We start from the raw sequence: 23,289 nt of genomic DNA, 5'->3' as shown, positions 1-23,289 counted from the left end.
CCGCGCAGCGCGGCGACGGCGGACATCGTCCGTCCGAAGGAGCATCATATGCATGACATTCTGATCATCGGCGCCGGCGTGATCGGCGCCTCGGTCGCGAGGGCGCTGTCCGCCTATGCGGCGGACATCGTCGTCATCGAGAAGAACCATGACGTCTGCGAGGAGACCTCGAAGGCGAATTCTGGCATCGTCCATGCCGGCTATGACGCCCATCCGGGATCTTTGAAAGCCAAATACAACCTGGCCGGAAGCAGGATGATGGAAGCCTTCTGCGCCCGCCACCGCATTCCCTATCGGAACAACGGCTCGATGGTCCTCGCCTTTTCCGAGGAGGAACTCCCGAGACTCGAGGAATTACGTGCGCAAGGCGAGGAGAACGGCGTCGAAGGCCTTCGAGTGCTGACCGTCGAGGAAGCGCGGACGCTCGAGCCGAATCTCGGCGTCGACGTCAGAGGCGCGTTGCTGGCCCCCACCGGAGCCATCGTCGATCCCTTCGAACTGACGATCGCCCAGGCCGAGGTCGCCGCGGTGAACGGCGTGAAGTTTCTCTTCGACACCCTCGTCGTCGGAATCCGTGCGGTCCCCGGCGGTTATGCGGTCGCGACCGATCGCGGCGTCCACGAAGCCCGCGCGGTCGTCAACTGCGCCGGCGTCCGTGCCGACGAGATGAACAACCTCGTCTCCGCCCGGAAGCTGTCGATCACGCCGCGCAAGGGCGAATACTGTCTGTTCGACAAGGAGGTCGGATCCCTCGTCGGCCATACGCTCTTCCAGCTTCCCACCCGACTCGGCAAGGGAGTGCTCGTCACGCCGACCGCCGAAGGCAACCTGCTGATCGGTCCGACGGCCGTTGACGTCGGCGACAAGGATGATTTCTCAACGACTCCAGAGGGCCTTGCGGAAGTCGTGAAAAAGGCGAAACGGAGCGTTTTATCGGTTCCAACCGGTTTCGTGATCACGGCCTTCGCCGGCCTTCGCGCGACGGAAAAGGGAGGGGATTTCGTCATCGGCGAAGCTCCCGACGCGAAGGGGTTCTTCAATGCGGCGGGGATCGAATCGCCGGGACTCACCTCCGCCCCGGCGATCGGCGACGACCTCGCGCACATGATCGCCGAGGCGCTTTCGCTCGTTCGAAAACCGTCCGAACCGCTCGATCGGCCGACCCCGGTTCGCTTCGAATCGCTCTCGCTGGAAGAGAAAGCCGCGGCGATCCGCCGCGATCCGGCCTTCGGCAGGATCGTCTGCCGCTGCGAACTCGTGACCGCGGCCGAAATCCTCGACGCCATCCGCCGTCCGCTCGGCGCGACGACCGTCGATGGCATCAAGCGCCGCACAAGGGCCGGCTCGGGCCGCTGCCAGGGCGGGTTCTGTTCGCCGCGGGTGATGCGCATCCTCGCCGAGGAGACCGGCCTCGATCCGCGCGACATCGTCAAGTTCGACCGCCGCTCGACGATTCTGGTCGGGTTCGACAAGGAGGACCTCTAGATGGACGCTATGCGGACACGTGAAGTCGTCATCATCGGCGGCGGACCCGCGGGTCTCGCCGCGGCGGTCGCCGCCTACGACGAGGGCTGTCGCGACATCCTCGTCATCGAACGCGATTCCGTCCTCGGCGGAATCCTCAACCAGTGCATCCACAACGGTTTCGGACTCCATACCTTCAAGGAGGAACTGACCGGTCCCGAATATGCGGCGCGCTACATCGAACAACTCGCTACGCGCGGCATCGAGACGATGCTCGACACGATGGTCATCGACGTCTCCCGCGAACGGGTCGTGACCACGATCAGCGAGCGCGACGGTCTCCTCCGGATCGAGGCGAAGGCGATCGTGCTCGCGATGGGCTGTCGCGAACGCCCGCGCGGCGCCCTGAACATCCCCGGTTCGCGCCCGGCCGGCATCTTTTCGGCTGGTACCGCCCAGCGGTTCGTCAACATCGAGGGGTACATGCCGGGAAAGACCGTCGTGATCCTCGGATCGGGCGACATCGGTCTCATCATGGCGCGCCGGCTCACGCTCGAGGGGGCCCATGTCAAGATGGTCTGCGAGATCATGCCCTATTCCGGGGGACTCAAGCGCAACATCGTCCAGTGCCTCGACGACTACGGCATCCCGCTTCGGCTCTCGCACACCGTCACCCGCATCCACGGGAAGGAGCGCGTCGAGGGCGTGACGGTCGCCGCCGTCGACGAGAATCGCCAGCCGATCCCGGGAACCGAGGAATACGTCGCCTGCGACACGCTGCTTCTGTCGGTCGGACTGATCCCCGAGAACGAACTTTCGCGCAAGGCGGGCGTTGCGATCAATCCGAAAACCCAGGGCGCGATCGTCGACGAGAGTCTCGAGACGAACATCCCCGGCGTGTTCGCCGCCGGCAACGTCCTGCATGTCCACGACCTCGTCGACCATGTTTCGTCTGAGGCCGCGATCGCCGGCGTCAACGCCGTCCGTCATGCGCGCGGCGTGAAGAAGGACGCGGTTGCGATCGCGGTCACGACCGGCTTCGGCGTCCGCTATACGGTTCCGTCGGCGATCCATCCGTCCGCCGTCGGGACGATCACGACGATCCGTTTCCGGACGGACAACGTGTATCGGGACGCCTTCGTCACGGTCCTTCTGGACGGCGAACGGGTCCAGCATCTGAAGAAGCGGATCCTCACGCCCGGCGAGATGGAGGAAGTCCTCCTCCCCGCGAAGTGGTTCGCCGCGCGTCCGGGACTCCGGACGATCACCGTCGCGGTCGAGAGGGAGTGATTCCGATGGTCGAGAAGAAGGAACTGACCTGCATCGGCTGCCCCATGGGATGCCAGATGGAAGTGGAACTCGAGGACGGAGCCGTGAAGAAGATCGTCGGCTTCGCCTGCAGGAAGGGCGAGGCGTACGCCGCCAAGGAAGTCGTCGATCCGCGCCGGATCGTCACGACGATTCTTCCCGTCGACGGCGGCGAGATCGGAATGGTGCCGGTGAAGACGGCCTCCGACATTCCAAAGCCGCTGATCCGCGCGTGCATGGACTGCCTGAAGACGTTGCGCGTGGATGCGCCCGTCGAAGCCGGACAGGTGATCGTGGAGAACCTCTGCGGCACCGGCATCGCCGTCATCGCGACCCGTGCGGTCGCCAGGAGGATATGAGATGGGACACCTTCGACACGACAGCGTCCGCGGTCCGATCGGCATCGAGACCGACGGTCGTGAGATCACCGCGATCCGCGTCGGCGACGATCGTCCGACGGACGGACCCGATCCGCTCGCGGCCGAAGCCGCCCGCCAGATCGACGAGTTCTATGCGGGAACCCGGCGGAAACTCGAGCTCCCGTTCACGATCGACGGCACCGAATTCGAGAAGCGCGTGGTGATCGCCGTCACCCGAATCCCCTACGGCGAGACGCGTTCGTACGCCGAGGTTGCACGCGCCGCCGGACATCCGAACGCCTACCGCGCGGTGGGTTCGGTGATGGCGAGAAACGAGTTCCACATCCTCGTCCCGTGCCACCGCGTCGTGAAAAGCGGCGGCGCCACCGGTCTGTACGGCGGCGGTGAATCGTTCAAGGCGTCGCTGATCGCCTTCGAGGCGGAACGGCGCGGACGCTGAGAAACCGTTTTCGAGACGATTCCGCCCGGACGCGGTTGACGGCCGCAAGTAAAAGGACTATAATGTTAGCGTAGACTAACAGTAGTCCTTATTTTTTGAAAACGTAGTTAGTTTCGGCTAACTTTATGGAGGATCATCATGACGCTGCAAGACATGAAACCGGGACAGGAATGCACCATTTTGAACATCCGCTGCGACAACCTGCGCAAGCGGATCATCGACATGGGGTTGACGACGGGAACCGCGGTCCGCGTCAAGCGTCTCGCGCCGCTCGGCGATCCGATGGAGATCATCGTCCGCGGCTATCTGCTCACGATCCGCAAGACCGAAGCCAGGCACATCGACGTCGCGTTCGCGGAGGCGCGCCCGTGAACCGCGGGTTCGGCCGGGGACGCGGTTTCGGAACGGGAAAAGGACACGGCCGCGGAAGACGCCGTTTCGTCGCGGCCGACGGTCGCGCACCCCTCCAGATCGCGCTCGTCGGAAATCCGAACAGCGGGAAGACGACGCTCTTCAACGGCTTGACCGGTTCGAACCAGTACGTCGGGAACTGGCCGGGAGTGACCATCGAGAAGAAGGGTGGCAAAATCTCCCTCGGCGACATCGACGCCGAAGTCACCGACCTTCCGGGCCTGTATTCGCTGTCGACGCTGTCGCCCGAAGAGGAGATCACCGTCGATTTCATCGCCAGCCGCAAGGCGAACCTGATCGTCGACATCGTCGACGCGTCCAGTCTCGAGCGCAACCTCTTCCTCACGTTCCAGCTGCTCGATTCGGGTCTGCCGATGATCGTCGCGCTCAACTGCATGGACATCGTCGCCAAACGCAAGGAGGCTCTCGATGTCGCGAAACTCGAACGCCTGCTCGGCGTTCCGGTCGTCCCGATCACCGCCTCGACCCGTTCCGGACTCGACGAACTGGTCCGGCGGATCGGCGCGTACGACGCGTCCTCGATGCGCCTGCGTCCGCGTTATTCTCCTTCCGTCGAAGGACTCGTCGAACGCTTTGCGGATGTGACGAAAGACCGCTTCACGGCCGTCCGGTGTCTCGAGGACGGCGAAAAGGCGATCGCCGCGACCCGCCTGCCGGACGAGGCGAAGGACGACCTGCGCCGCATGCTCGAAGCGGCGCGCAAGGCCGCGCCGATCGATTTCGACATGGTTCTCCCCAACGATCGCTACGACCGGATCCTCGAGATCGTCGGCGCGACGATGACGAAGGGAGCCGCGGCGATCGAAGGCGCCACCGACCGGATCGACCGCGTGCTGACGCACCGCGTCTTCGGGATTCCGCTCTTTCTCGGCATCATGTTCTTCGTCTTCTGGCTCGCCTTCGGCCCGGTCGGAACGTTCGTGACCGACGGCTTCGTCGCGCTGATCGATCTGCTTTTCGAACTCGTCGCCGGCGGCGTCGAGGCGCTCGGGATGGCCGCGTGGGTCGAAAGCCTCGTGAACAACGCCGTCTTCGGCGGTCTCGCCGCGGTACTCGGATTCCTGCCGCAGCTGGCGATCCTGTTCTTCTTCCTCTCGATCCTCGAGGACAGCGGGTACATGGCGCGTGCCGCCTTCATCATGGACCGCGTCCTGCGCCGCTTCGGACTGTCCGGCAAATCGTTCATCCCGATGCTCCTCGGCTTCGGCTGCAGCGTTCCGGCGATGGCCGCGACGCGCACCCTCGACAAGCCCGAGGACCGCAAGGTGACGACGATGATCATCCCGTTCGTCTCGTGCGGAGCGAAGGCGCCGATCTACGGCGTCATCGCCGGCGCGCTCTTCGCCGCCTCCGCCTATTACGTGGTCTTCTCGATGTACGTGCTCGGAATCGTCGTCGCCCTGTTCTCCGCCGTCCTGTTCAAGAAGACGGTCCTCCGGGGCGCGTCCGCGAACTATCTGATGGAACTTCCGGAATACCGCATGCCGACGGCGAAGAACACCGCCCTGCACACCTGGGAAAGGGTCAAGGGGTTCGTCGTCAAGGCCGGGACCGTCCTGCTCGGCGCCTTCATCGTGATCTGGTTTCTCTCCTACTTCGGCATCGTCGACGGAACCTTCCGCCTGCTTTCGCAAAGCGAGATCGAGTACAGCCTGATGGGTTCGATCGGAAAGGCGATCCTGCCGATCTTCCGGCCGATCGGATTCTCCGATTGGAAGGCGTCGGTCGCGATCCTGACCGGGCTGGTCGCGAAGGAGTCGGTCGTCGGGACGCTCGGGATCCTCTACGGCGTGGCCGGCGACGCCATCGCCGACGGTACCCTCCTCTATCCGGCGATCCGCGCCGCCTTCACTCCGCTTCAGGCGTATGCCTTCATGGCCTTCGCCCTGCTTTCGGCTCCCTGCGTGGCCGCGCTCGCGGCGATGCGGCGCGAACTGGGATCCAGCCGGTGGTTCCTCTTCTCGGTCGCCTACGAGATGGTCGTCGCCTATCTCGTCGCACTGGCGATCTATCAGCTCGGATCGCTCGGCGTCGGCGGCATCGCCACGGCCGTCGTGCTCGTGCTTGCGGTCGCCGTCGTGCTGTCCACGATCCGCGGCGCGATCCGCCGCAGGGGGACGTGCGCCGGCTGTGCCGGATGTTCCGACGCGGAAAACTGCACGACCGGGAAAAAACGATAAAAAAAGGCTTCGGCTTGTATCCGCCGCCGCCACGTTATATAATGACTGTATCCCGGAACCGAAGGAGAGCCCCATGAACGACGTCTGTCCGCGTTTCAGCGAATCCCTGGAAGACTATCTCGAGGCGATCGAGATGCTCGGCGGAAAGAACGTCCGCAGCGTCGACATCGCGACCAAACTCGGCGTCTCGAAGGCGTCCGTGAACCGCGCCGTCAACACCCTGATGCAGAACGGTCTCGTGGTGAAGGCGCCGTACGGCGACATCAGCCTGACCGACATGGGCATCGAGACGTCGGAGAAGGTGTTGCGCAAGCATCTCGTGATCAAGCGGCTGCTCGTCGAGGTCCTCGGCGTCGAGGAACGGATCGCCGAGAACGAAGCGTGCGGGATCGAGCACAACATCTCCGACGACACCCTGTCGCGGTTCGAGAAGCTGCTCCTCGAGAAGACTACGAGATGAAAGACGGCCCGCCGGATTCCGGCGGGCCGCATTCATTTCGTGGTTTCGCGTTCGATCAGGGTGACGTCGATCTGCTGGTGGAACTTCTCAATCGGTTCGCCGTTCATGAGCTTGACGAGGGTCTCGACGGCATAGTGGCCGATCTTCTCGGACGACTGCGCGATCGTCGTCAGCTTCGGGGAGAAGATGCGGGAGAGTTCGATGTTGTCGAAGCCGATCACCTGGACGTCTTCGGGAACGCTGCGCCCGGCCTTCTTCAGACACTGGATCACGTTCAGCGCGATGATATCGGAGTCGCAGAAGATGCCGTCGCAGTCGAGGTTGGAGTTGACGACGTTCTGGATGTCTTCCTGCGACGGATTCTTGAAGTCGAGGTCGAAACTGAAGTTGTAGATCTTGTTCTTCTCGAGCACGGACTTGAAGCCGGCGGTTCGGTCCTGAACCGGCATCAGGACCGACGGCCCGCGGAAGTGGATGATCTTCTTGCAACCGCAGGTGACGAGCTTCTGGGCGGCGAGCCGCCCGCCCATGACGTTGTTCGAGGTCACCGAGGGAACGTCCTCGGTGAGCTTGTGGTCGATCGCGATGATCGGGATGTTCAGACTCTTGTAATCCTGGATGCGGGTGGTGTTGGAGATCAGGATGATGCCGTCGATGTTGTACTGCTGGAACACCTGCAGGTACCGCGTCTCGCGTTCCTTGTTGTCCTGCGAGTTGCAGACCATCAGACGGTAGTTGTGGTTGACGGTGATGTCCTCGATCACTTCGAGCAGCTCGGCGAAGTAATACGACGTGAGGTGCGGCACGATGATGCCGATGATCCGCGACTGTTTCTTGAAGAGGGAACGCGCCAGTTCGTTCGGAACGTACTGCAGTTCCTTGATCGCGTCGAGCACGAGCTCCTTGGTGGTCTCGTTGACGTAGCCTTTCTTGTTGATGACGCGCGAAACGGTCGCCACGCTCACGTGGGCGATCTTCGCGACATCCTTGATCGTCGCCATTTCTTCACATCCTTCGCTTGGAGTCGGTGGTTTCATTATACTCCGTTTTCATACGAAATGAAAGCGGTTATGCAAGTTGAAACAGTAAATATTACACAAGTACCATCACCGGCCTCTTCGTGTGTAACGAAGTTTACACATCGCTGCCGGGGCGCACGGCGTCAACCTTCGGAAGATGCAACCCATTTCATCGTCGGCCACGGACCTCGGGGATGACATCGTCTCGCGCATGGTGTATACTTTCATCTGTAAGGCCGATTCGGCAGAAAGGACCCATGATGAAAAGAACCTCTCCGAAATTGAGAAACCTCACCATCTACCAGGTGTTCGTACGCAACCACACGCCCGAGGGCGACTTCGCGGGACTGCGTCACGACCTCGACCGGATCCGGGATCTGGGCGTCGACTTCGTCTACCTCCTGCCGATCCATCCGATCGGGGTCAAGAATCGCAAGGGCTCGCTCGGCAGCCCCTACTCGATCCGCGATTACCGCGAGATCAACCCCGAATACGGAACGATGGCCGACTTCCAGACGCTCGTCGACGACGTCCACGCCCATGGGATGAAACTGATGATTGACGTCGTCTTCAACCACACGTCGCGCGACTCGCGGCTGCTGATGGAACATCCCGAATGGTTCTATCGGAACGAGAAGGGCGATTTCGCCAATCGCGTCGGCGAGTGGTGGGACGTCACCGACTTCGATTTTCGCAAGGACAAGGCGCTCTGGGTCGAACTCGCCGATACGCTCCGCTTCTACGCGCAAATGGGGGTCGACGGATTCCGCTGCGACGTCGCGAGCCTCGTGCCGGTGGCCTTCTGGACCTATGCGCGGAAAATCGTCGCCAAGGTCAACCCGCGTGTCGTCTGGCTCTCCGAATCGGTTCACGGAGGGTTCGTCAAGTACATCCGCGACCGTGGCTTCGACGCCTGGTCCGAAGCGGAAGTCTTCCAGGCGTTCGACATGGCCTACGACTACGACGTCCAACCCTTCATGGAACAGTATCTCAAGGGCGCCCGCCCGCTCCGCGAATACCTCGAGGCGCTGCGGCGCCAGGAGGAGATCTATCCGCGCGACTACGTCAAGATGCACAACGTCGAGAACCACGACAACCCGCGCATCGCCGCCCTCGTCGGTAACGATCCCGCCAAGATCCGGAACTGGCATGCCTTCACGTTCTTCCTGAAGGGATCGGCGATGGTCTACGCCGGGGCCGAATATTCCTCCGACGTCCGCTCCGACCTTTTCGAGAAGGATCCCATCGTGCGCAAGGATGACATCTCCGGACTGATCCGGACGCTTGCGAAGCTGAAGAAGCGTCCGATCTTCGCGAACGGCGTCTTCGACGTCGTCGCTCCCGCCGTCGACGGCGTCGCGATCACGACCTTCGAAGACGCCAAGGAGAAGATCGTCGGGATCTTCAACCTCGGTCAGGTTGAGGGATCCGTGGCCGTACCGATCGCGGACGGCCGATACCGCGACCTCCTCGGCGGCCGTCCCTTCAGGGTCGAGGGCGGCGCCGTCGTCCTCGGCCACGATCCCGTCGCCGTCCGCATCGCGAAGTAGCAGACCGGTCGACCGCTTTTCGTCTGAAACGTCGTCCGATTTGATATAATGGGAGCGAAGCAGGTGAAACCATGATTCCAACCACCGTGACCGTCGTCGGCGCCGGTCTCGCCGGCGTCGAGGCGGCCTATCAGCTCGCCCGCCGGGGCATCCCCGTCCGGCTCGTGGAGATGAAGCGGATCCGCAAGAGCCCCGCCCACGTCTCCGACGGATTCGCCGAACTGGTCTGTTCCAACTCCCTCGGAAACGATTCCCTCGATACCGCGAACGGCGTCCTCAAGGCGGAACTCCGTCTGCTCGGCTCGCTCGTCATGCGCGTCGCCGACGAGACCCGCGTTCCCGCCGGCAGCGCCCTCGCCGTCGACCGCGTCGGGTTTTCCGAGCGCCTGACGGACGCGATCCGGAGCCATCCGCTGATCGAGGTCGTCGACGCCGAGGCGACCGCGATTCCCGACGGCTACGCGATCATCGCCACCGGTCCGCTCACGAGCGACGCGATGTTCGCCGCCCTCAAGGAGAAGACCGGAGCGGATGCGCTCCATTTCTTCGACGCCGCTGCGCCGATCGTCGAGTTCGATTCGATCGACATGACGAAGGCGTACTTCAAGAGCCGCTACGACAAGGGCGATGCGACCTACGTGAACTGTCCGATGACGCTCGCCGAGTATGACTCGTGGTACGACGAGCTCGTCAAGGCGGAGTGCGTCGCGACGAAGGATTTCGAGCTCAAGGTCTTCGAGGGGTGCATGCCGTTCGAAGAGATGGCCCGACGCGGTCGCCAGACGCTCGTCTACGGACCGATGAAGCCCGTCGGTCTCGAGAAGAAGGGCGAGAAGCGACCCTACGCCGTCGTCCAGCTCCGCCAGGACGACGCCGCGGCGACGCTCTACAACATCGTCGGCTTCCAGACCCACCTCACCTTTCCCGAACAGCGCCGCCTCATCCGCATGATCCCCGGACTCGAGAACGCCCGGTTCGCCCGCTACGGCGTGATGCACCGGAACACCTTCCTGAACGCTCCCCGGGTGCTTGACCGGCATTACCGCCTGAAGGCCGATCCGCGCGTCTTCGTCGCCGGCCAGCTGTCCGGCGTCGAGGGTTACGTCGAAAGCGTCGGATCGGCGATGGTCGCGTCCGTGAACATGGCGCGGATCGTCGGCGGCCTCGCGCCGATCGCCTTTCCGGACGACAGCGTCCTCGGCGCCCACGCCCGCTACCTCGCGACTGCGACGCCATCTGATTTTCAGCCGATGAACGCCAATTTCGGTCTTTTTCCTCCTCTCGAGACGAGACAGATGAGACAGGAGAGAAAGCATATCTATGCGGCCCGCGCGATCGCGGCGATCCGCGCGATGATCGGAGACGGAACCCTTGACCAACCATGAGATCGTCGATTTCTACCGTCACTACCTCGAAGACCAGAGGCACTATTCGCCGCACACCGTGACGGCGTATCTTGACGATGTCGGGACCCTCGCCGCCTTCCTCGAACAGGAGGACCTCGGGCGGCTCGAGGACGTCACCGAACGGATCGCGAAGTTCTACGTCGCCTTTCTGGGGGGCGCCTACTCCCCGGGTTCCATCCGGCGGAAGGTCTCCTCGGTCAAGACGCTCTACCGCCTGCTCTACGAAGACGGAGCCACGCCGACCAACCCGTTCACCGGGGCGAGGTTGCCGAAGGCCGACAAGCCGCTTCCGCATTTCGCCTACGAGAACGAGATCGGCGGCTTCCTCGACGCGATCGATGCGACGACGCTCAAAGGTCGGCGCGACCGCGCCCTGTTCGAACTGCTCTACGGCTCGGGGATCCGCGTCGGCGAACTGGTCGGTCTGAAGACGTCGGACCTCGACTTCGGGAACAGGGTCGCTCTCGTCCACGGCAAGGGATCGAAGGACCGCTATGTGCCGATGCACGACGCCTCGATCGAGCGGCTCAAGGACTATCTGGTGCTGGTGCGTCCCGTCTTTCGGGCGCGGACGAAGGCTCCCGACGACAAGGCCCTCTTCCTCAACTTCAAGGGCGGTCCGCTGACCGATCGGGGGGTGCGAGACATCCTCGATCGGGAGCTGGAACGCCAGGCGTCGACGCTCGCGATGACGCCGCACGCGTTCCGCCATTCGTTCGCGACCCATCTCGTCGACCATGGCGTCGACCTTCGCACGGTCCAGGAACTGCTCGGCCACGCCACCATCTCGACGACGCAGATCTATACCAGGGTCTCCGCCGAGCGGATGCGGGACGCCTATGTCAAGGCCCATCCGCGCGCGAAGAAGGCCGACCGATGATCGCCGTCACGCTCCTGTGCGTCGGCAGGCTGAAGGAAGCGTTTCTGCGCGACGGCGTCGCCGAATACGCCAAGCGGCTGTCCCGTTTCTGCACCTTCGAGACGATCGAGGTAGCGGACGCGAAGATTCCGGACGAGCCCTCGCCAGCCGAGATCGAGAAGGTGCTCGCGGCCGAGGGGGAAGCGCTGCTTTCGCGTCTGCCGAAGAACGCCCATGTCGTCGCCCTCGCGATCGAGGGCGGGATGACGACGAGTTCGGGATTCGCGGCGCAGATCGACGAGACGATCGGCCGCGGCGCCTCCAGGATCTGTTTCGTGATCGGCGGCTCGCTCGGCCTGTCGGCCGCGGTCAAGGGACGCGCGGACCGTCTCCTGTCGTTCTCGCCGATGACGTTCCCCCACCAGCTGATGCGGCTCCTCTTCGTCGAGCAGCTCTATCGGGCGTTCACGATCCTGAACCGCCAGACCTACCACAAATAGAAAAGGACGAAGCCGTTTCGGTGGCTTCGTCCTTTCTTGCGTTCTGTTCTTCAGCGCTTCGTCGCGGCGATGTCGGACAGAAGGGTGAGGACGATGTCGACGGCCTTGTCCATCTCGTCGATCGAGGCGTATTCGTACGGACCGTGGAAGTTGTAACCCCCGGTTCCGAGGTTCGGGCAGGGCAGTCCCATGTACGTCAGGCGGGCGCCGTCGGTACCGCCGCGGATCGGCTCGACGATCGGTTGAAGACCGTTCTTGACGATTGCGGCGAGGGCGAGATCGACGATCTCCATCCGTTTCTCGAGGATCGAACGCATGTTCTGGTACTGCGCGCGGATGTCGAGGACGCAGGTCCCGGCACCGTACTTGCGGTCGATGAACGCGGCGGCGTCGCGGAAATCCTGTTTCTGGCGCTCGAAGCGGGCCGCGTCGTGGTTGCGGACGATGTAGGTCGCGACCGTCTTCTCGCATGTTCCGGCGATCTCCGTCGGATGGTTGAACCCTTCGTACTTCTCGGTCAGTTCGGGACGGGCGGCGACGGGCAGGAGGGCGTCGAACTCGGCGGCGAGGCGGATCGAATTCACCATCTTGTTCTTGGCCGCGCCGGGATGGACCGAGACGCCCCGGAAGGTGGCGACGACGCCGGCGGCGTTGAAGTTCTCGTAGGCGATCTCGCCGACGCGGGAACCGTCGAGGGTGTAGCCGAACTCGGCGCCGATCGACGCGACGTCGAGATGTTCGGTGCCGTTTCCGACCTCTTCGTCGGGAGTGAAGACGATCTTGACGTCGCCGTGTCTGATCGACGGGGTGGCGAGCAGGCGCTCGACGACGGTCATGATCTCGGCGACGCCGGCCTTGTCGTCGGCGCCGAGGAGGGTGGATCCGTCGGTGACGATCAGATCCTGGCCGACGTTGTCCCCGAGCCAGGGGAAGACGGCCGGGTCGAGCACCACGTTCTTCGTTTCGTCGAGCACGATCGGGGTGCCGTCGTATTTTCTAATGATTCGCGGACGGACGTTTTCGCCGGATGCGTCCGGCGAGGTGTCCACGTGGGCGATGAGCGCGACCGTCGGAACGCCGGGTCCGACGTTGCCGGGCAGGGTGCCGACGACGTAGCCGTATTCGTCGATCCGGGCTTCGAGCCCGAAGGCGGAAAGGTCCGCACGGAGCTTCTCGAGCAGGACCAGCTGTTTCGAGGTGGAAGGATAGGTCGTGGAATGGTGGTCCGATCGGGTATCGAACCGGACGTAGTCGAGCAGACGCTCGTATGCTTTCATGGTCGCCTCCGAAATGTTGCCATATGAACATTATACCAAAGATCGCGTGATTTACGGCGACACGCTTGCATCCCCCGAGATGTGATATAATAACAATACACGAAACGGACCAAGGAGGGTTGCGGATGAAGAACGAAATCACGATTGCGGCGACCCGCCGCGGGAACCTCGCCCGCCGGATCGTGCGGCTCGGTCAGAAGATTCCGGCGGTACGCCGGCGCGACCGCGTGGCGTTGGGGCGGATCTACCGCTCGACGCTGTCGGCGCGCTACTCCTTTCCGACACGCGTCGAAGCCTCCTGGATCGACCTGAAGGCCGCGCGGGTCGAGGTCCTGCGCCGGACCGACGGCGTCCTCGCCGCGGGCGCCGTGCTCCATCTCCACGGCGGTGCGTACACCTCCGGATACAACGACACCTACCGCAAGGCCGCGCTCGAACTCTTCGACCGCACCGGCCTCACGGTCTATTCGCTCGATTACCGGCTGGCTCCGGCCTACCCGTTCCCGGCCGCGCTCGACGACGCCGTCGCGGCGTACCGGCGGATCCTCTCCGACGGCGTTCCCGGCGGCCGCATCGCCGTCGTCGGCGATTCCGCCGGCGGCGGCCTCTGCCTGTCGCTCGTGATGCGCCTGCGCGAACTGCATGTCGCGCTTCCCGCCGCGGTCGTCGCCTTCTCGGCGTGGACCGACCTCACGATGAGCGGCGCATCGATGGTCGAGAACGCCGGTCGCGATCCGATGTTCGGCACCGGTTCGGAGCCGCTCCATCCGGAACTCTACGCCGGACCGCTGCCGCTCGACCACCCGCTCGTCTCGCCCCTGTTCGGAACCTTCGAGGCGTTTCCGCCGCTGCTTCTCCACGTGGGCGGGTTCGAGGTCATCCTCTCGGACACGACGGCCGTCGCCGACAAGGCGGACAAGGCCGGAGCCGAGGTCGCAACGATGGTCTACGAGGGCATGTTCCATGGATTCCAGCTCGGCTTCGGCCTCGTTCCCGAGGCGAAGCGGGCATGGTCGGCGACCGGCGACTTCATCCGGTCGAAAATCGGCGCGCCTTCGGCTGCGCTCAACGGGAAGGCGACGCGCAGGGACATGATGAAATCGAAGGACTGGTTCAAGCTCGACAACGCCGCGAAGATCTTCCCGGCCGTCTCCACCAAGAAGGAGACCAACACGTTTCGCGTCCAGATCGTTTTGACGGACCCCGTCGATCCGGCGATCCTGCAGCAGGCGGTGGACGCCGCCCTCGAACGCTATCCGCTCTTCAAGGTCCGTCTCAAGAACGGCTTCTTCTGGAAGTACTTCGACTACAACGAGGCGCCCTTCACGGTCCAGCCGCTGCCCCACGGCGTCTGCGGAAGCCTCAGCCCGAAGGAGCACAACGGCTATCTCTTCCAGATCTACCACCGCGGCCAGATGATCGTCCTCGAGATGTTCCATTCGCTCGCGGACGGATCCGGAGCGATCATGTTCATGAAGTCGATCGTCTACGAGTATCTGACGATGACGGGCAAGCGGATCACCCCCGACAACATCATCCTGACGCGCGATTCGAAACCGACGAAGGCCGAGTATGAGGACAGCCAGGCGACCTATTACGATCCCAAGAACCACGGGCACGTGAAGGAAGAGAAGGCGTTCTTCATCAAGGGCACGCCGATCCCCGACGGCTTCACCGGCCTGATCGCCGGGACGCTTCCGACCGACAAGGTGCTTTCGCTCGCGCGGTCGCGTCAGGCGACCGTCACGGAATACCTGTCGGCGCTGATGATGCACGTCATCTACGTCACCCAGATCCAGTACCGCGAGCATCTGAAGGAGAACCAGAAGCCGGTCAAGATCTTCGTGCCGGTGAACCTGCGCAAGCACTTCCCCTCGCAGACGCTCCGCAACTTCTCGATCTTCGTGAAGTCCGACATGCGGATGGATCGCTCGGACATCACCTTCGACGAGATCCTCGAGCTCGTGAAGAAGCAGTTCGCGGCGGGGATGACGAAATCGGAACTGCAACGCAAGATGTCGGAGAACTACCATTTCGAGAAGAACCCGTTCCTGCGGGCGACCCCCTACTTCCTGAAGCGCTTCGCCCTCAAGATCGGATATGCGATCATGGGGCTCTCGCTCAATACCCTGAGCCTGTCGAACATGGGCCGGTTCGAAGTCCCGCCGTCGATGGAACCCTACATCGAAAGCGCCTCCTGCGCGGTCTATTCCGGCAAGTACAACACCCTCAATCTCGGGATCATGTCGATCCGCGACAAGTTCAAGATCACCTTCACGCGCTCGATCCTCGAAACCAACGTCGAACGCGAGTTCTTCCGCCACTTCACCGCGCGCGGCATCGAGGTCGAACTCGAAAGCAACTTCGTGGAGGAATACCTATGAAGCATTGCGACAAGTGCAACGTCGACGTCCGGACCAACTTCAAGTACTGTCCGCTCTGCCACCAGGTGCTTTCGGGCGACGACGATCCGGCCATCGGCGAGATCTATCCCGAATGCATCCCCTCGCGCCGCGAGGTGCTGCCGATCACGAAGCGGATCCTGCTCTTCGTCACCACCGTCTCGATCGCCACGCTCCTGCTCGTGAACCTGTTCACGCGCCAGCCCGGCGATCCGTGGTGGAGCCTGATTCCGATCGGTGCGATCCTCTATTTCTGGCTGGTCCTCCGCTACGGCATCCTGACGAACCAGAACGTCGCCTTCAGGCTGGCGTTTTTGACGACGGTCCTGATCCTGATCCTGAACGGCATCGACAGTTTCGTCGACGGCACCCAGGGATGGGCGCTCGACTACGTCACGCCGCTCGCCCTCCTCGCCTGCAACTTCGCGATCTCCGGGATCATCCTCGTCAAACGCATGAACCATCGCGACTACATCATTTATCTTCTTACGATCCTGTTCTTCTCGCTCGTTCCGCTCGTGCTCGTGTGGGTCGGGGTCATCCCCGCCGCCGTCTCGTGGCCGGCGATCGCTTCGTTCGGCGCGGCGATGTTCATCCTGCTCGTCATCGTCTTCTTCTTCCCCAAATCGATCAGGGAAGAGATCAAGAAAAGGTTCCATCTGTAAGGAGGGGAGTCCGATGCGCATCATCGTCGCAAACGGCCGTTGCGTCCGCGGCACCGACATCGTCGAAGCCGACGTCGTCCTCGAGGACGGTCGGATCGCGTCCGTAACCAAGACGGATGCGGAGGCGGACGTCGCGATCGACGCGACGGGTCTGTTCGTCGCCCCCGGCTTCATCGACGTCCATGTCCACGGCGGCGGCGGCCGCGACTTCATGGAGGCATCCGTCGAAGCGTACGTCGCCGCGACCGAATACCATCTTCTGCACGGCACGACGACGATCGTCCCGACCGCCGTCTCCGCCGCTCCCGCCGACCTCGAGCGTTTCCTGATGGGTTACGAACGCGCCGAAGCCTCGGGAAGGATCCGCGCCCGCCTCGGCGGCGCGCACCTCGAGGGTCCCTACCTGTCGAAGGTCAAGGCAGGCGCGCATGACCCGCAGGTCCTGCGCGATCCCGATCCCGCCGAATACATCCCCCTCGCCGGCCGCCATCCGTGCTTCCGGCGGATGACCGCGGCGCCCGAACTGCCGGGCGCATTCCGGCTCGGGGACGACCTCGCGGCACGCGGGATCCGCGTGTCCGTCGGTCATTCCGACGCGACCGCCGAAACCGTGTTCGAAGCCTGCAACCACGGCTATCGGAGCGTGACCCACCTCTACAACGCCATGTCCTCGGTCGCCGAACGCGGCGGTCGCAAGCAGGGTGGCGTCGCCGAGGCGGCGCTCTACGACGACCGGCTCTACGCCGAGATCATCGCCGACCTGCGCCACGTTCCCGCCGAACTCCTGAAGCTCGCGTACAAGGCGAAGGGCAGGGAACGGCTCCTGCTCGTCTCCGACTGCCTCGCGCCGGCCGGCGCGCCGTCGGGCTCGTATCGCCTCGGCGATCCCGTGAGCGGGACGCCCGTCGAGGTCCGCGACGCCGCCTACCTCGCCGGCACCACGAAACTGGCCGGATCGGTCGCGACCACCGACGTCCTCCTCCGCAACATGGTCTCGATCGGCGTCCCGCTTCCCGACGCCGTCTGGATGCTCACGAAGACCCCCGCCGCGATGCTCGGAATCGATTCCGAGATCGGGTCGCTCGAACCCGGCATGGCCGCGGACCTCGTCCTCTTCGACGCCGCCGGCATCGTCCGCCACGTCGTCTGCCGGGGAAACGTCATCCTCTGAACATGAATCAAAGAACGGATGGATCCGGGAGTCGGAATCCATCCGTTCTTTGTCATTTCGTCCCGAAACCGAGCGGGTCGAGGAAGTCGACGTCCTTCTTGACGAGGATGCGGCCGTCGAGCCGGTGCCACGGGTGGTCGGGCTCGGGAAAGGAGAACGAAAGCGAACGCGAACACAGCGCCTGGCGCTTCATGCCGTAGCGGCGGTTCACCCCGGGATGGCCGTAGAGCGCATCGCCAACGACGGGATGGCCGACGAATGCGAAATGGGCGCGGATCTGATGGGTGCGGCCGGTGATCGGTTCGATCTCCAGAAGCGAAAGCCCCTGTCGTTCCTCAAGCACGCGGTAGGCGGTCTTGATCGGCTTCGATCCCGGGATCGGCACATCGGCGACGCGGACGACCGACGCAACGTCGTCCTTGAGCAGCCAGGCCGAGAGGACCGCCTCCGGTTCGACCATGTATCCGGAGACGACGGCGAGATATTTCTTAACGATCCGATTCTCGCGCATCGCGGCCGCGAGCATCCCGGCGGCGACGGACGACCGCGTCACGATCAAAAGACCACCGGTGTTGAAGTCGAGGCGGTTGCCGGGGGCGCAGCCGGCGGCGTCGCGGAACGACGCGAGCGCGGAAAGGATGTCGGGCTCCCGCATCCCCCGTTCCGGATGCGAAAGCATGCCGGCGGGCTTGTCGACGACAAGCAGGTCGGGGTCCTCGAAGACGACCGAAAGCGACGCGGCGGGACGCACGATCCGATCGGCGCCGTCGCGGTCGACGATCGCGTCGCCCGCCGACAGGATCGCATGCGGGTCGGAGAGGGGGACGCCGTTGAGACTGAACCGCCCGGCCGCGACGGCCGCGGCCGCGGTTCCCGGAACGGTCGCCGCGAGGCGCCGGCGGAACCATGATTCGAATGTCAGATGGTGTTCGTTCGAGCCGACGACGTGGGTGCGCATGGGGTCTCCTTTCGGCGAAATGAAAAATCCCGGACGTCGGTCCGGGATTCGGGAACGGTCATCCGATGAGGACCTTTTCAGCGGGGTACTCGGTAGCCGAGGCGTACGGATGCCCCCAGTTCCGGTTGAAGAAGCCGAAGATCGTGATCGGTCCGAGACGGCCGATGAACATCACCACGACGACGACGAGCTTGGATGCGGTCGAGAGGAACGGGGTGACGCCGGTGGATAGGCCGACGGTGCCGAAGGCCGAGACGGCCTCGAAGAGCAGCGATTCGGGCGTTGATGCGAACATGATGTTATCCTGTTCGAAACCGACGAGGGCGAGGAACCCGACGAAGACGACGACGACCGCAAGGAACGCAAGCGTGAGCGCCTTGATCCGCGTCTCGTCGTCGATGCGGCGGTTCTTGATGATCGGGGACTTGCCGGTGAGGAAGGCGATCGTCGAACGATAGATCGTATATGCGGTGGTGGTCTTGATGCCGCCGCCGGTCGAGTTCGGCGAAGCACCGATGAACATGAGGAGGATCATCAGGGACAGCCCGGCGATGCCGAATCGGGAAAGGTCGACGGTGGCGAAGCCGGAGGTGCGGGCGGTGAAACTCTGGAAGAACGCCTGCAGCCAGGTGATCTCGGAACCGACGGCGAGCTTGAGAAGCAGGGTACCGGCGACGAGCAGGAAGCCCGTCGTCCTGAGGACGATCTTGGAGTAGTTCGTGAGCCCCTTCCAGGAGCGTTTCTTGAGGAGATCGAAGATGACGATGAAGCCGATGCCGCCGACGATCACGAGGAAGGCGGTGTTGAGGTTCAGGAGGAGGTCGTCGGCGTAAGGAATCAGGCTGGTGGCGCCGAGAAGGTCGAAGCCGGCGTTGTTGAAGGACGAAACGGCGTGGAAGGCGCTGTAGCCGAGCGCCGTCCAGAACGGATAGTCGCGGCTGAAGACGATGAGGTTGAGCCACATCCCGACGAACTCGAAGGCGAGCGAAGTCAGGACGATCGCCTTCACGAGCCGAACCATGCCCTGAAGCGAATTCTGGTTGAGCGCCTCGCGGACGACGACGCGCTCCATCACGCCGATGCGGATGCCGAGGAGGACGAGGACGTAGATCGCGATCGTGACGATGCCGAGGCCGCCGATCTGGATCAGAAGGGCGAGGAAGAACTTTCCGAAGACCGACAGCGTGGCGCCGAGGTCGGCGATCGTCGTCAGTCCGGTGACGCAGACCGCGGATGCCGACAGGAACAGCGCGTCGACGTAGGGAAGACGGCCGTCCTGGACGGAAATCGGCAGCGCAAGCACGATCGAGCCGAAGAGGATGATCGCGAGGAAACTGACGATGACGATCAGAAGCGGCGGCAGTTTCTTTTTTTTATGGACGGGATGATCTCCATGGACCATGGGCCTCGCCTCCTTTCGCGGACGGATCGACGAAAGTATTATACTACGTTTGGGCGGTGGATGCAAACGGCACCGCCGCGGAAAGGTTTCAGACGATTTTCGCATTCCGGGATTCCGCTCGACGCGGGGATGGGATATAATGGTCATTGTAAGACTGGAGGCGGTCGATCCATGCTCATCCTGCTCGGCCCGAGCGCATCGGGCAAAACCGAATCGGCGAAAATCATGTTGAACCGTTATCCGATCTCCCGCGTCGTGACTTGCACGACGCGCCCGAAGCGGGTAAACGAGATCGACGGCTTCGACTACCAGTTCGTCGACGAAGCCGAGTTCGACAGATTGATCGGCGAGCAGTATTTCGCCGAGACCGCGACCTACAACGGCTTCCGCTACGGGACGCCGCTGAACCAGCTTCGCGATGACAAGCTGATCATCCTCGAGCCGCGCGGACTCGCCTCGTTCCTTCAACTGAAGGTGTGCACCATCGTCGCGATCTACCTGCAGACCGAGGAATCCGTCCGCTACGAGCGGATGCGCTATCGCGGCGACACGAAGGAAGAGGCCGAACGTCGGCTCGCTTCCGACCGCGAACGTTTCGACATCTCCAGCATCGGATCTCTCGACATGGTGATTGACACGACGAACATGTCGGCTTCCGACATCGCCGACATGATCTACGGGAACTACAAGTTCCTGCTTGCGAAAAAGCAAAATCCCTTCGAACAGATGCAACTTTTCCCCGAGGAAGAGGGCTTTTGAGCGCGTTTGAGCATTACGGTTTCGTTTTCGCTTCCCATTTGATACAATAGGCTCGGAATTCGTAGATAAGTCCAAAAGGAGAATAACCAAATGTCCATCCAACTCACCAACGGCAATTTCCAAAAAGAAGTCCTGCAGTCCGAACTGCCCGTCATCGTCGATTTCTGGGCGATCTGGTGCGGCCCGTGCAAAGCCCTCGGCCCGACCATCGAACAGATCGCCGTCGACCTAGAAGGCAAGGTCAAGGTCGGCAAGGTCAACGTCGACGACGAGCCGGCGCTCGCCAACACCTACCGGATCTCCTCGATCCCGACCGTGATGCTCTTCAAGGGCGGCAAGGCCGTTTCCCAGGTCGTCGGCCTGATGAGCAAGGAAAACCTGCTGAAGCGCCTGGGACTGTAAGCATGGCAGACGTCATCGTTGTCGGCGGCGGTCCCGCGGGGATCTCCGCGGCCATCTACCTGCAGCGGTTCAAACGCGACGTCCTCGTGCTCATGAAAGACCAGGGAGCGCTCGGCAAGTCCGACGCGATCGAGAACTACTACGGCATCGTCGAGCCGATCTCCGGTCCCGACCTGATCGCCCGCGGCATCGCCCAGGCGGAACGCCTCGGGGTCAGGGTGCTGCGCGAGGAGGTTCTCGGAATCGAAGCCGGCGACGGTTTTTCGGTCAAGACCGCGAGCGGCGTCCATCCCGCCAAGGCGGTCCTGATGGCGACGGGCATGAGCCGCGCCAACCTGAAGGTCCGCCGCTTCAACGAGTTCGTCGGCCTCGGCATCTCGTACTGCGCCGTCTGCGACGGGTTCCTTTACCGTCAGAAGCGGATCGGCATCGTCGGGAGCGGCGAATTCATGCTCGAGGAACTCGACGTCCTGCGCAATTTCTCCAAGGACATCACCGTCTTCACGAACGGCGAATCCCTGGTACATCGTCCCGAAGGCGTCCGGATCGTGGAAGATCCGCTCGTCGAGATCCGGGGGACGGACCGTCTCGGCGGCGTCGCCACGGCGGGTACGGAGTATCCGCTCGACGTCCTCTTCGTTGCGGTCGGTACCGCTTCGGCGGCCGATTTCGCGCTTCGCATCGGCGCGCTCATGGAGAACAATCGGATCGTCGTCGACGCCGACTTCATGACGAACATCCCCGGGCTCTTCGCCGCGGGGGACTGCATCGGCGGGTTGTCCCAGATCGCGAAGGCCGTCTCGGACGGAGCCCATGCCGGCATCGCCATCCACAAGCATCTCAAATCGATCAAGTCCTGACGCGGTCGGGACTTTTTTCATCACGTTCAGGAAGCCGGCCCAAAGGCCGGTTTCTTGTGCTATAATGGGGAATGAGCGAAATCATGGATGTATTGGAGGATGCGACATGGAAGCAATCAACGCCCTCAGGCGCAAGATCGACGAGATCGACATCGAACTGCAAAGGCTCTTCATCGACCGGATGGAGACCGTTCGCGCGATCGCGGACGTCAAACTGAAGAACGACATGACCGTCTACGACCGCGACCGCGAACGTCAGGTCATGGAAGCGAACATGGCGCGGATCGAGGAATCGCCCTATGCCGACTACTACAGGCGTTTTCTAGAAAACGTCATGCAGCTCTCGAAGGACTATCAGAAATCGATCGTGAGGGACAACCTATGAAATGGATCGATCTGCGCAGCGACACCGTCACCCAGCAGACGCAGGAGATGCGCGACGCGATGTATCGCGCCGAGGTCGGCGACGACGTCTTCCAGGACGACCCGACGGTGAACGAGCTCGAACGGCTCGCGGCCGCCGCGTTCGGCAAGGAGGACGGCGTGTTCGTTCCTTCGGGAACATTCTCCAACCAGCTCGCCCTCTTCACCCACTGCAACCGCGGCGACGAGGTCATCCTCGACAAGAACGCGCACATCGTGCTGCACGAATCGGGCGCCTCGGCGATCATCTCCGGCGTCCAGCTGTTCACGATGGACGGCGTTGGCGGCGTCTGGAACCTCGCCAAGTACGAAGCCGCGATCAAGGAGAAGTCCCGCTTCACGCCGGGAACCCGTCTCGTCTGCCTCGAGAACGCCTTCAACGGCCACGCGATCGCCCTCGACTACATCGCGAAGGTCGCCGCCATCGCCCGCCGGCACGGCCTCAAGATCCATCTCGACGGCGCCCGCATCTTCAACGCGGCGGCCGCCCTCGGCTGCGACGTCAGGGACATCGTGCGCGACGCCGACTCGGTCTCCGTCTGCCTCTCCAAGGGGCTCGCCGCCCCCGTCGGCACCGTTCTCGTCGGGACGCACGAATTCTGCGAGCGCGCCAAGGACCGCCGCAAGCTCATGGGCGGCGGAATGCGCCAGGCGGGATTCCTCGCCGCCGCAGGCATCGTCGCGCTGACGAAGATGCCGAAGCGGCTTTCCGTCGACCACGCCAACGCCGCGTATCTCGACGAGCGTCTCTCGGCAATCGAGGGAATCGTCGTCGACCGCTCCGAGCGCGACATCAACATGGTGTTCTGGGACATCGCCGACGAACGCAAGTACGGTCTGCTCGACTTCCTCCTCGCCCACGGCGTCAAGATTCTGCCCTACGAGCATTCCTTCCGCTTCGTCACCCATCTGGACGTCGACCGCGCCGACATCGACCGCGTCGCTGACCTGGTGCGTTCCTTCTTCGCCTAGG

General features: G+C 63.1%; 23 protein-coding genes. 19 read left to right on the top strand and 4 right to left on the bottom strand.

Annotated features, from left to right (window positions below; all coding sequences use genetic code 11):
- Positions 1–48 precede the first annotated feature (48 nt).
- From WC509_01695 to WC509_01665, 7 genes are all read left to right on the top strand, one after another.
- On the top strand, positions 49–1,485 hold the full coding sequence (locus tag WC509_01695; protein ID MFA5006170.1) for an NAD(P)/FAD-dependent oxidoreductase: 1,437 nt from the start codon (positions 49–51) through the stop codon (positions 1,483–1,485).
- Positions 1,486–2,754 (top strand): FAD-dependent oxidoreductase, encoded by a 1,269-nt coding sequence (locus tag WC509_01690; protein ID MFA5006169.1) that lies wholly within the window; start codon positions 1,486–1,488, stop codon positions 2,752–2,754.
- Between the two features lie 5 nt (positions 2,755–2,759).
- Complete coding sequence (locus tag WC509_01685; GenBank protein MFA5006168.1) at positions 2,760–3,131, top strand: DUF1667 domain-containing protein; 372 nt, start codon at positions 2,760–2,762, stop codon at positions 3,129–3,131.
- 1 nt (position 3,132) lies between these two features.
- On the top strand, positions 3,133–3,591 hold the full coding sequence (locus tag WC509_01680; GenBank protein MFA5006167.1) for a methylated-DNA--[protein]-cysteine S-methyltransferase: 459 nt from the start codon (positions 3,133–3,135) through the stop codon (positions 3,589–3,591).
- A 138-nt stretch (positions 3,592–3,729) separates the two neighbouring features.
- Entirely contained in the window at positions 3,730–3,963 is a 234-nt protein-coding gene (locus tag WC509_01675) for a FeoA family protein (GenBank protein ID MFA5006166.1), read from the top strand.
- Complete coding sequence (gene feoB / locus WC509_01670; GenBank protein ID MFA5006165.1) at positions 3,960–6,203, top strand: ferrous iron transport protein B; 2,244 nt, start codon at positions 3,960–3,962, stop codon at positions 6,201–6,203. The genes WC509_01675 and feoB overlap by 4 nt, the downstream gene beginning before the upstream one ends.
- A gap of 73 nt (positions 6,204–6,276) precedes the next feature.
- The gene (locus WC509_01665) at positions 6,277–6,663 is read left to right on the top strand and encodes a metal-dependent transcriptional regulator (GenBank protein ID MFA5006164.1); all 387 of its coding nucleotides are present in this window, start codon (positions 6,277–6,279) and stop codon (positions 6,661–6,663) included.
- A 32-nt stretch (positions 6,664–6,695) separates the two neighbouring features.
- Here the strand turns inward: WC509_01665 and WC509_01660 are convergent, their stop codons facing one another.
- A complete protein-coding gene (locus tag WC509_01660) occupies positions 6,696–7,664 on the bottom strand; it encodes a LacI family DNA-binding transcriptional regulator (protein MFA5006163.1) in 969 nt (322 codons plus the stop codon).
- A 278-nt stretch (positions 7,665–7,942) separates the two neighbouring features.
- Between WC509_01660 and WC509_01655 the strand changes: the two genes are divergently transcribed.
- From WC509_01655 to rlmH, 4 genes are all read left to right on the top strand, one after another.
- The gene (locus WC509_01655; GenBank protein MFA5006162.1) at positions 7,943–9,232 is read left to right on the top strand and encodes an alpha-amylase family glycosyl hydrolase; all 1,290 of its coding nucleotides are present in this window, start codon (positions 7,943–7,945) and stop codon (positions 9,230–9,232) included.
- A gap of 71 nt (positions 9,233–9,303) precedes the next feature.
- On the top strand, positions 9,304–10,617 hold the full coding sequence (gene trmFO / locus WC509_01650) for a methylenetetrahydrofolate--tRNA-(uracil(54)-C(5))-methyltransferase (FADH(2)-oxidizing) TrmFO (protein ID MFA5006161.1): 1,314 nt from the start codon (positions 9,304–9,306) through the stop codon (positions 10,615–10,617).
- Entirely contained in the window at positions 10,604–11,518 is a 915-nt protein-coding gene (locus WC509_01645) for a tyrosine-type recombinase/integrase (GenBank protein MFA5006160.1), read from the top strand. The genes trmFO and WC509_01645 overlap by 14 nt, the downstream gene beginning before the upstream one ends.
- Entirely contained in the window at positions 11,515–11,997 is a 483-nt protein-coding gene (gene rlmH / locus WC509_01640) for a 23S rRNA (pseudouridine(1915)-N(3))-methyltransferase RlmH (protein ID MFA5006159.1), read from the top strand. Before WC509_01645 ends, rlmH begins: the two co-directional genes overlap by 4 nt.
- Before the next feature lie 50 nt (positions 11,998–12,047).
- Here rlmH and pepT read toward each other — a convergent pair whose 3' ends face one another.
- A complete protein-coding gene (pepT, locus tag WC509_01635; protein ID MFA5006158.1) occupies positions 12,048–13,274 on the bottom strand; it encodes a peptidase T in 1,227 nt (408 codons plus the stop codon).
- Between the two features lie 125 nt (positions 13,275–13,399).
- Here pepT and WC509_01630 point away from each other — a divergent pair, with 125 nt between their 5' ends.
- Genes WC509_01630 through nagA form a run of 3 tightly spaced genes read left to right on the top strand, consistent with a single transcriptional unit; the run spans position 13,400 to position 17,512 of the window.
- Positions 13,400–15,658 carry an alpha/beta hydrolase fold domain-containing protein gene (locus tag WC509_01630; GenBank protein MFA5006157.1) on the top strand — a complete coding sequence of 753 codons (2,259 nt, stop codon included), beginning with the start codon at positions 13,400–13,402 and terminating at the stop codon, positions 15,656–15,658.
- Positions 15,655–16,341 (top strand): DUF6320 domain-containing protein, encoded by a 687-nt coding sequence (locus WC509_01625; GenBank protein ID MFA5006156.1) that lies wholly within the window; start codon positions 15,655–15,657, stop codon positions 16,339–16,341. The genes WC509_01630 and WC509_01625 overlap by 4 nt, the downstream gene beginning before the upstream one ends.
- 13 nt (positions 16,342–16,354) lie before the next feature.
- Complete coding sequence (gene nagA, locus WC509_01620; GenBank protein MFA5006155.1) at positions 16,355–17,512, top strand: N-acetylglucosamine-6-phosphate deacetylase; 1,158 nt, start codon at positions 16,355–16,357, stop codon at positions 17,510–17,512.
- Between the two features lie 52 nt (positions 17,513–17,564).
- Here nagA and WC509_01615 read toward each other — a convergent pair whose 3' ends face one another.
- Positions 17,565–18,470: an RluA family pseudouridine synthase gene (locus tag WC509_01615; GenBank protein ID MFA5006154.1), complete on the bottom strand. Its 906-nt coding sequence runs from the start codon at positions 18,468–18,470 to the stop codon at positions 17,565–17,567.
- A gap of 58 nt (positions 18,471–18,528) precedes the next feature.
- On the bottom strand, positions 18,529–19,872 hold the full coding sequence (locus WC509_01610) for a potassium transporter TrkG (protein ID MFA5006153.1): 1,344 nt from the start codon (positions 19,870–19,872) through the stop codon (positions 18,529–18,531).
- Between the two features lie 171 nt (positions 19,873–20,043).
- Between WC509_01610 and WC509_01605 the strand changes: the two genes are divergently transcribed.
- From WC509_01605 to ltaE, 5 genes are all read left to right on the top strand, one after another.
- On the top strand, positions 20,044–20,631 hold the full coding sequence (locus WC509_01605; GenBank protein ID MFA5006152.1) for a hypothetical protein: 588 nt from the start codon (positions 20,044–20,046) through the stop codon (positions 20,629–20,631).
- A gap of 90 nt (positions 20,632–20,721) precedes the next feature.
- Positions 20,722–21,033, top strand: a complete 312-nt coding sequence (trxA, locus tag WC509_01600) for a thioredoxin (protein ID MFA5006151.1) — start codon at positions 20,722–20,724, stop codon at positions 21,031–21,033.
- A gap of 2 nt (positions 21,034–21,035) precedes the next feature.
- Entirely contained in the window at positions 21,036–21,893 is an 858-nt protein-coding gene (locus WC509_01595; GenBank protein MFA5006150.1) for an NAD(P)/FAD-dependent oxidoreductase, read from the top strand.
- 106 nt (positions 21,894–21,999) lie between these two features.
- The gene (locus WC509_01590; GenBank protein ID MFA5006149.1) at positions 22,000–22,278 is read left to right on the top strand and encodes a chorismate mutase; all 279 of its coding nucleotides are present in this window, start codon (positions 22,000–22,002) and stop codon (positions 22,276–22,278) included.
- Positions 22,275–23,288, top strand: a complete 1,014-nt coding sequence (ltaE, locus tag WC509_01585; GenBank protein ID MFA5006148.1) for a low-specificity L-threonine aldolase — start codon at positions 22,275–22,277, stop codon at positions 23,286–23,288. The genes WC509_01590 and ltaE overlap by 4 nt, the downstream gene beginning before the upstream one ends.
- Position 23,289: the final 1 nt, after the last annotated feature.

Source organism: Candidatus Izemoplasmatales bacterium (genome assembly GCA_041649275.1).
Lineage (GTDB): Bacteria > Bacillota_I > Bacilli_A > Izemoplasmatales > Hujiaoplasmataceae > UBA12489.
Note: the sequence above shows the minus strand (reverse complement) of the source record. Positions and strands in the feature narration are given on the sequence as shown.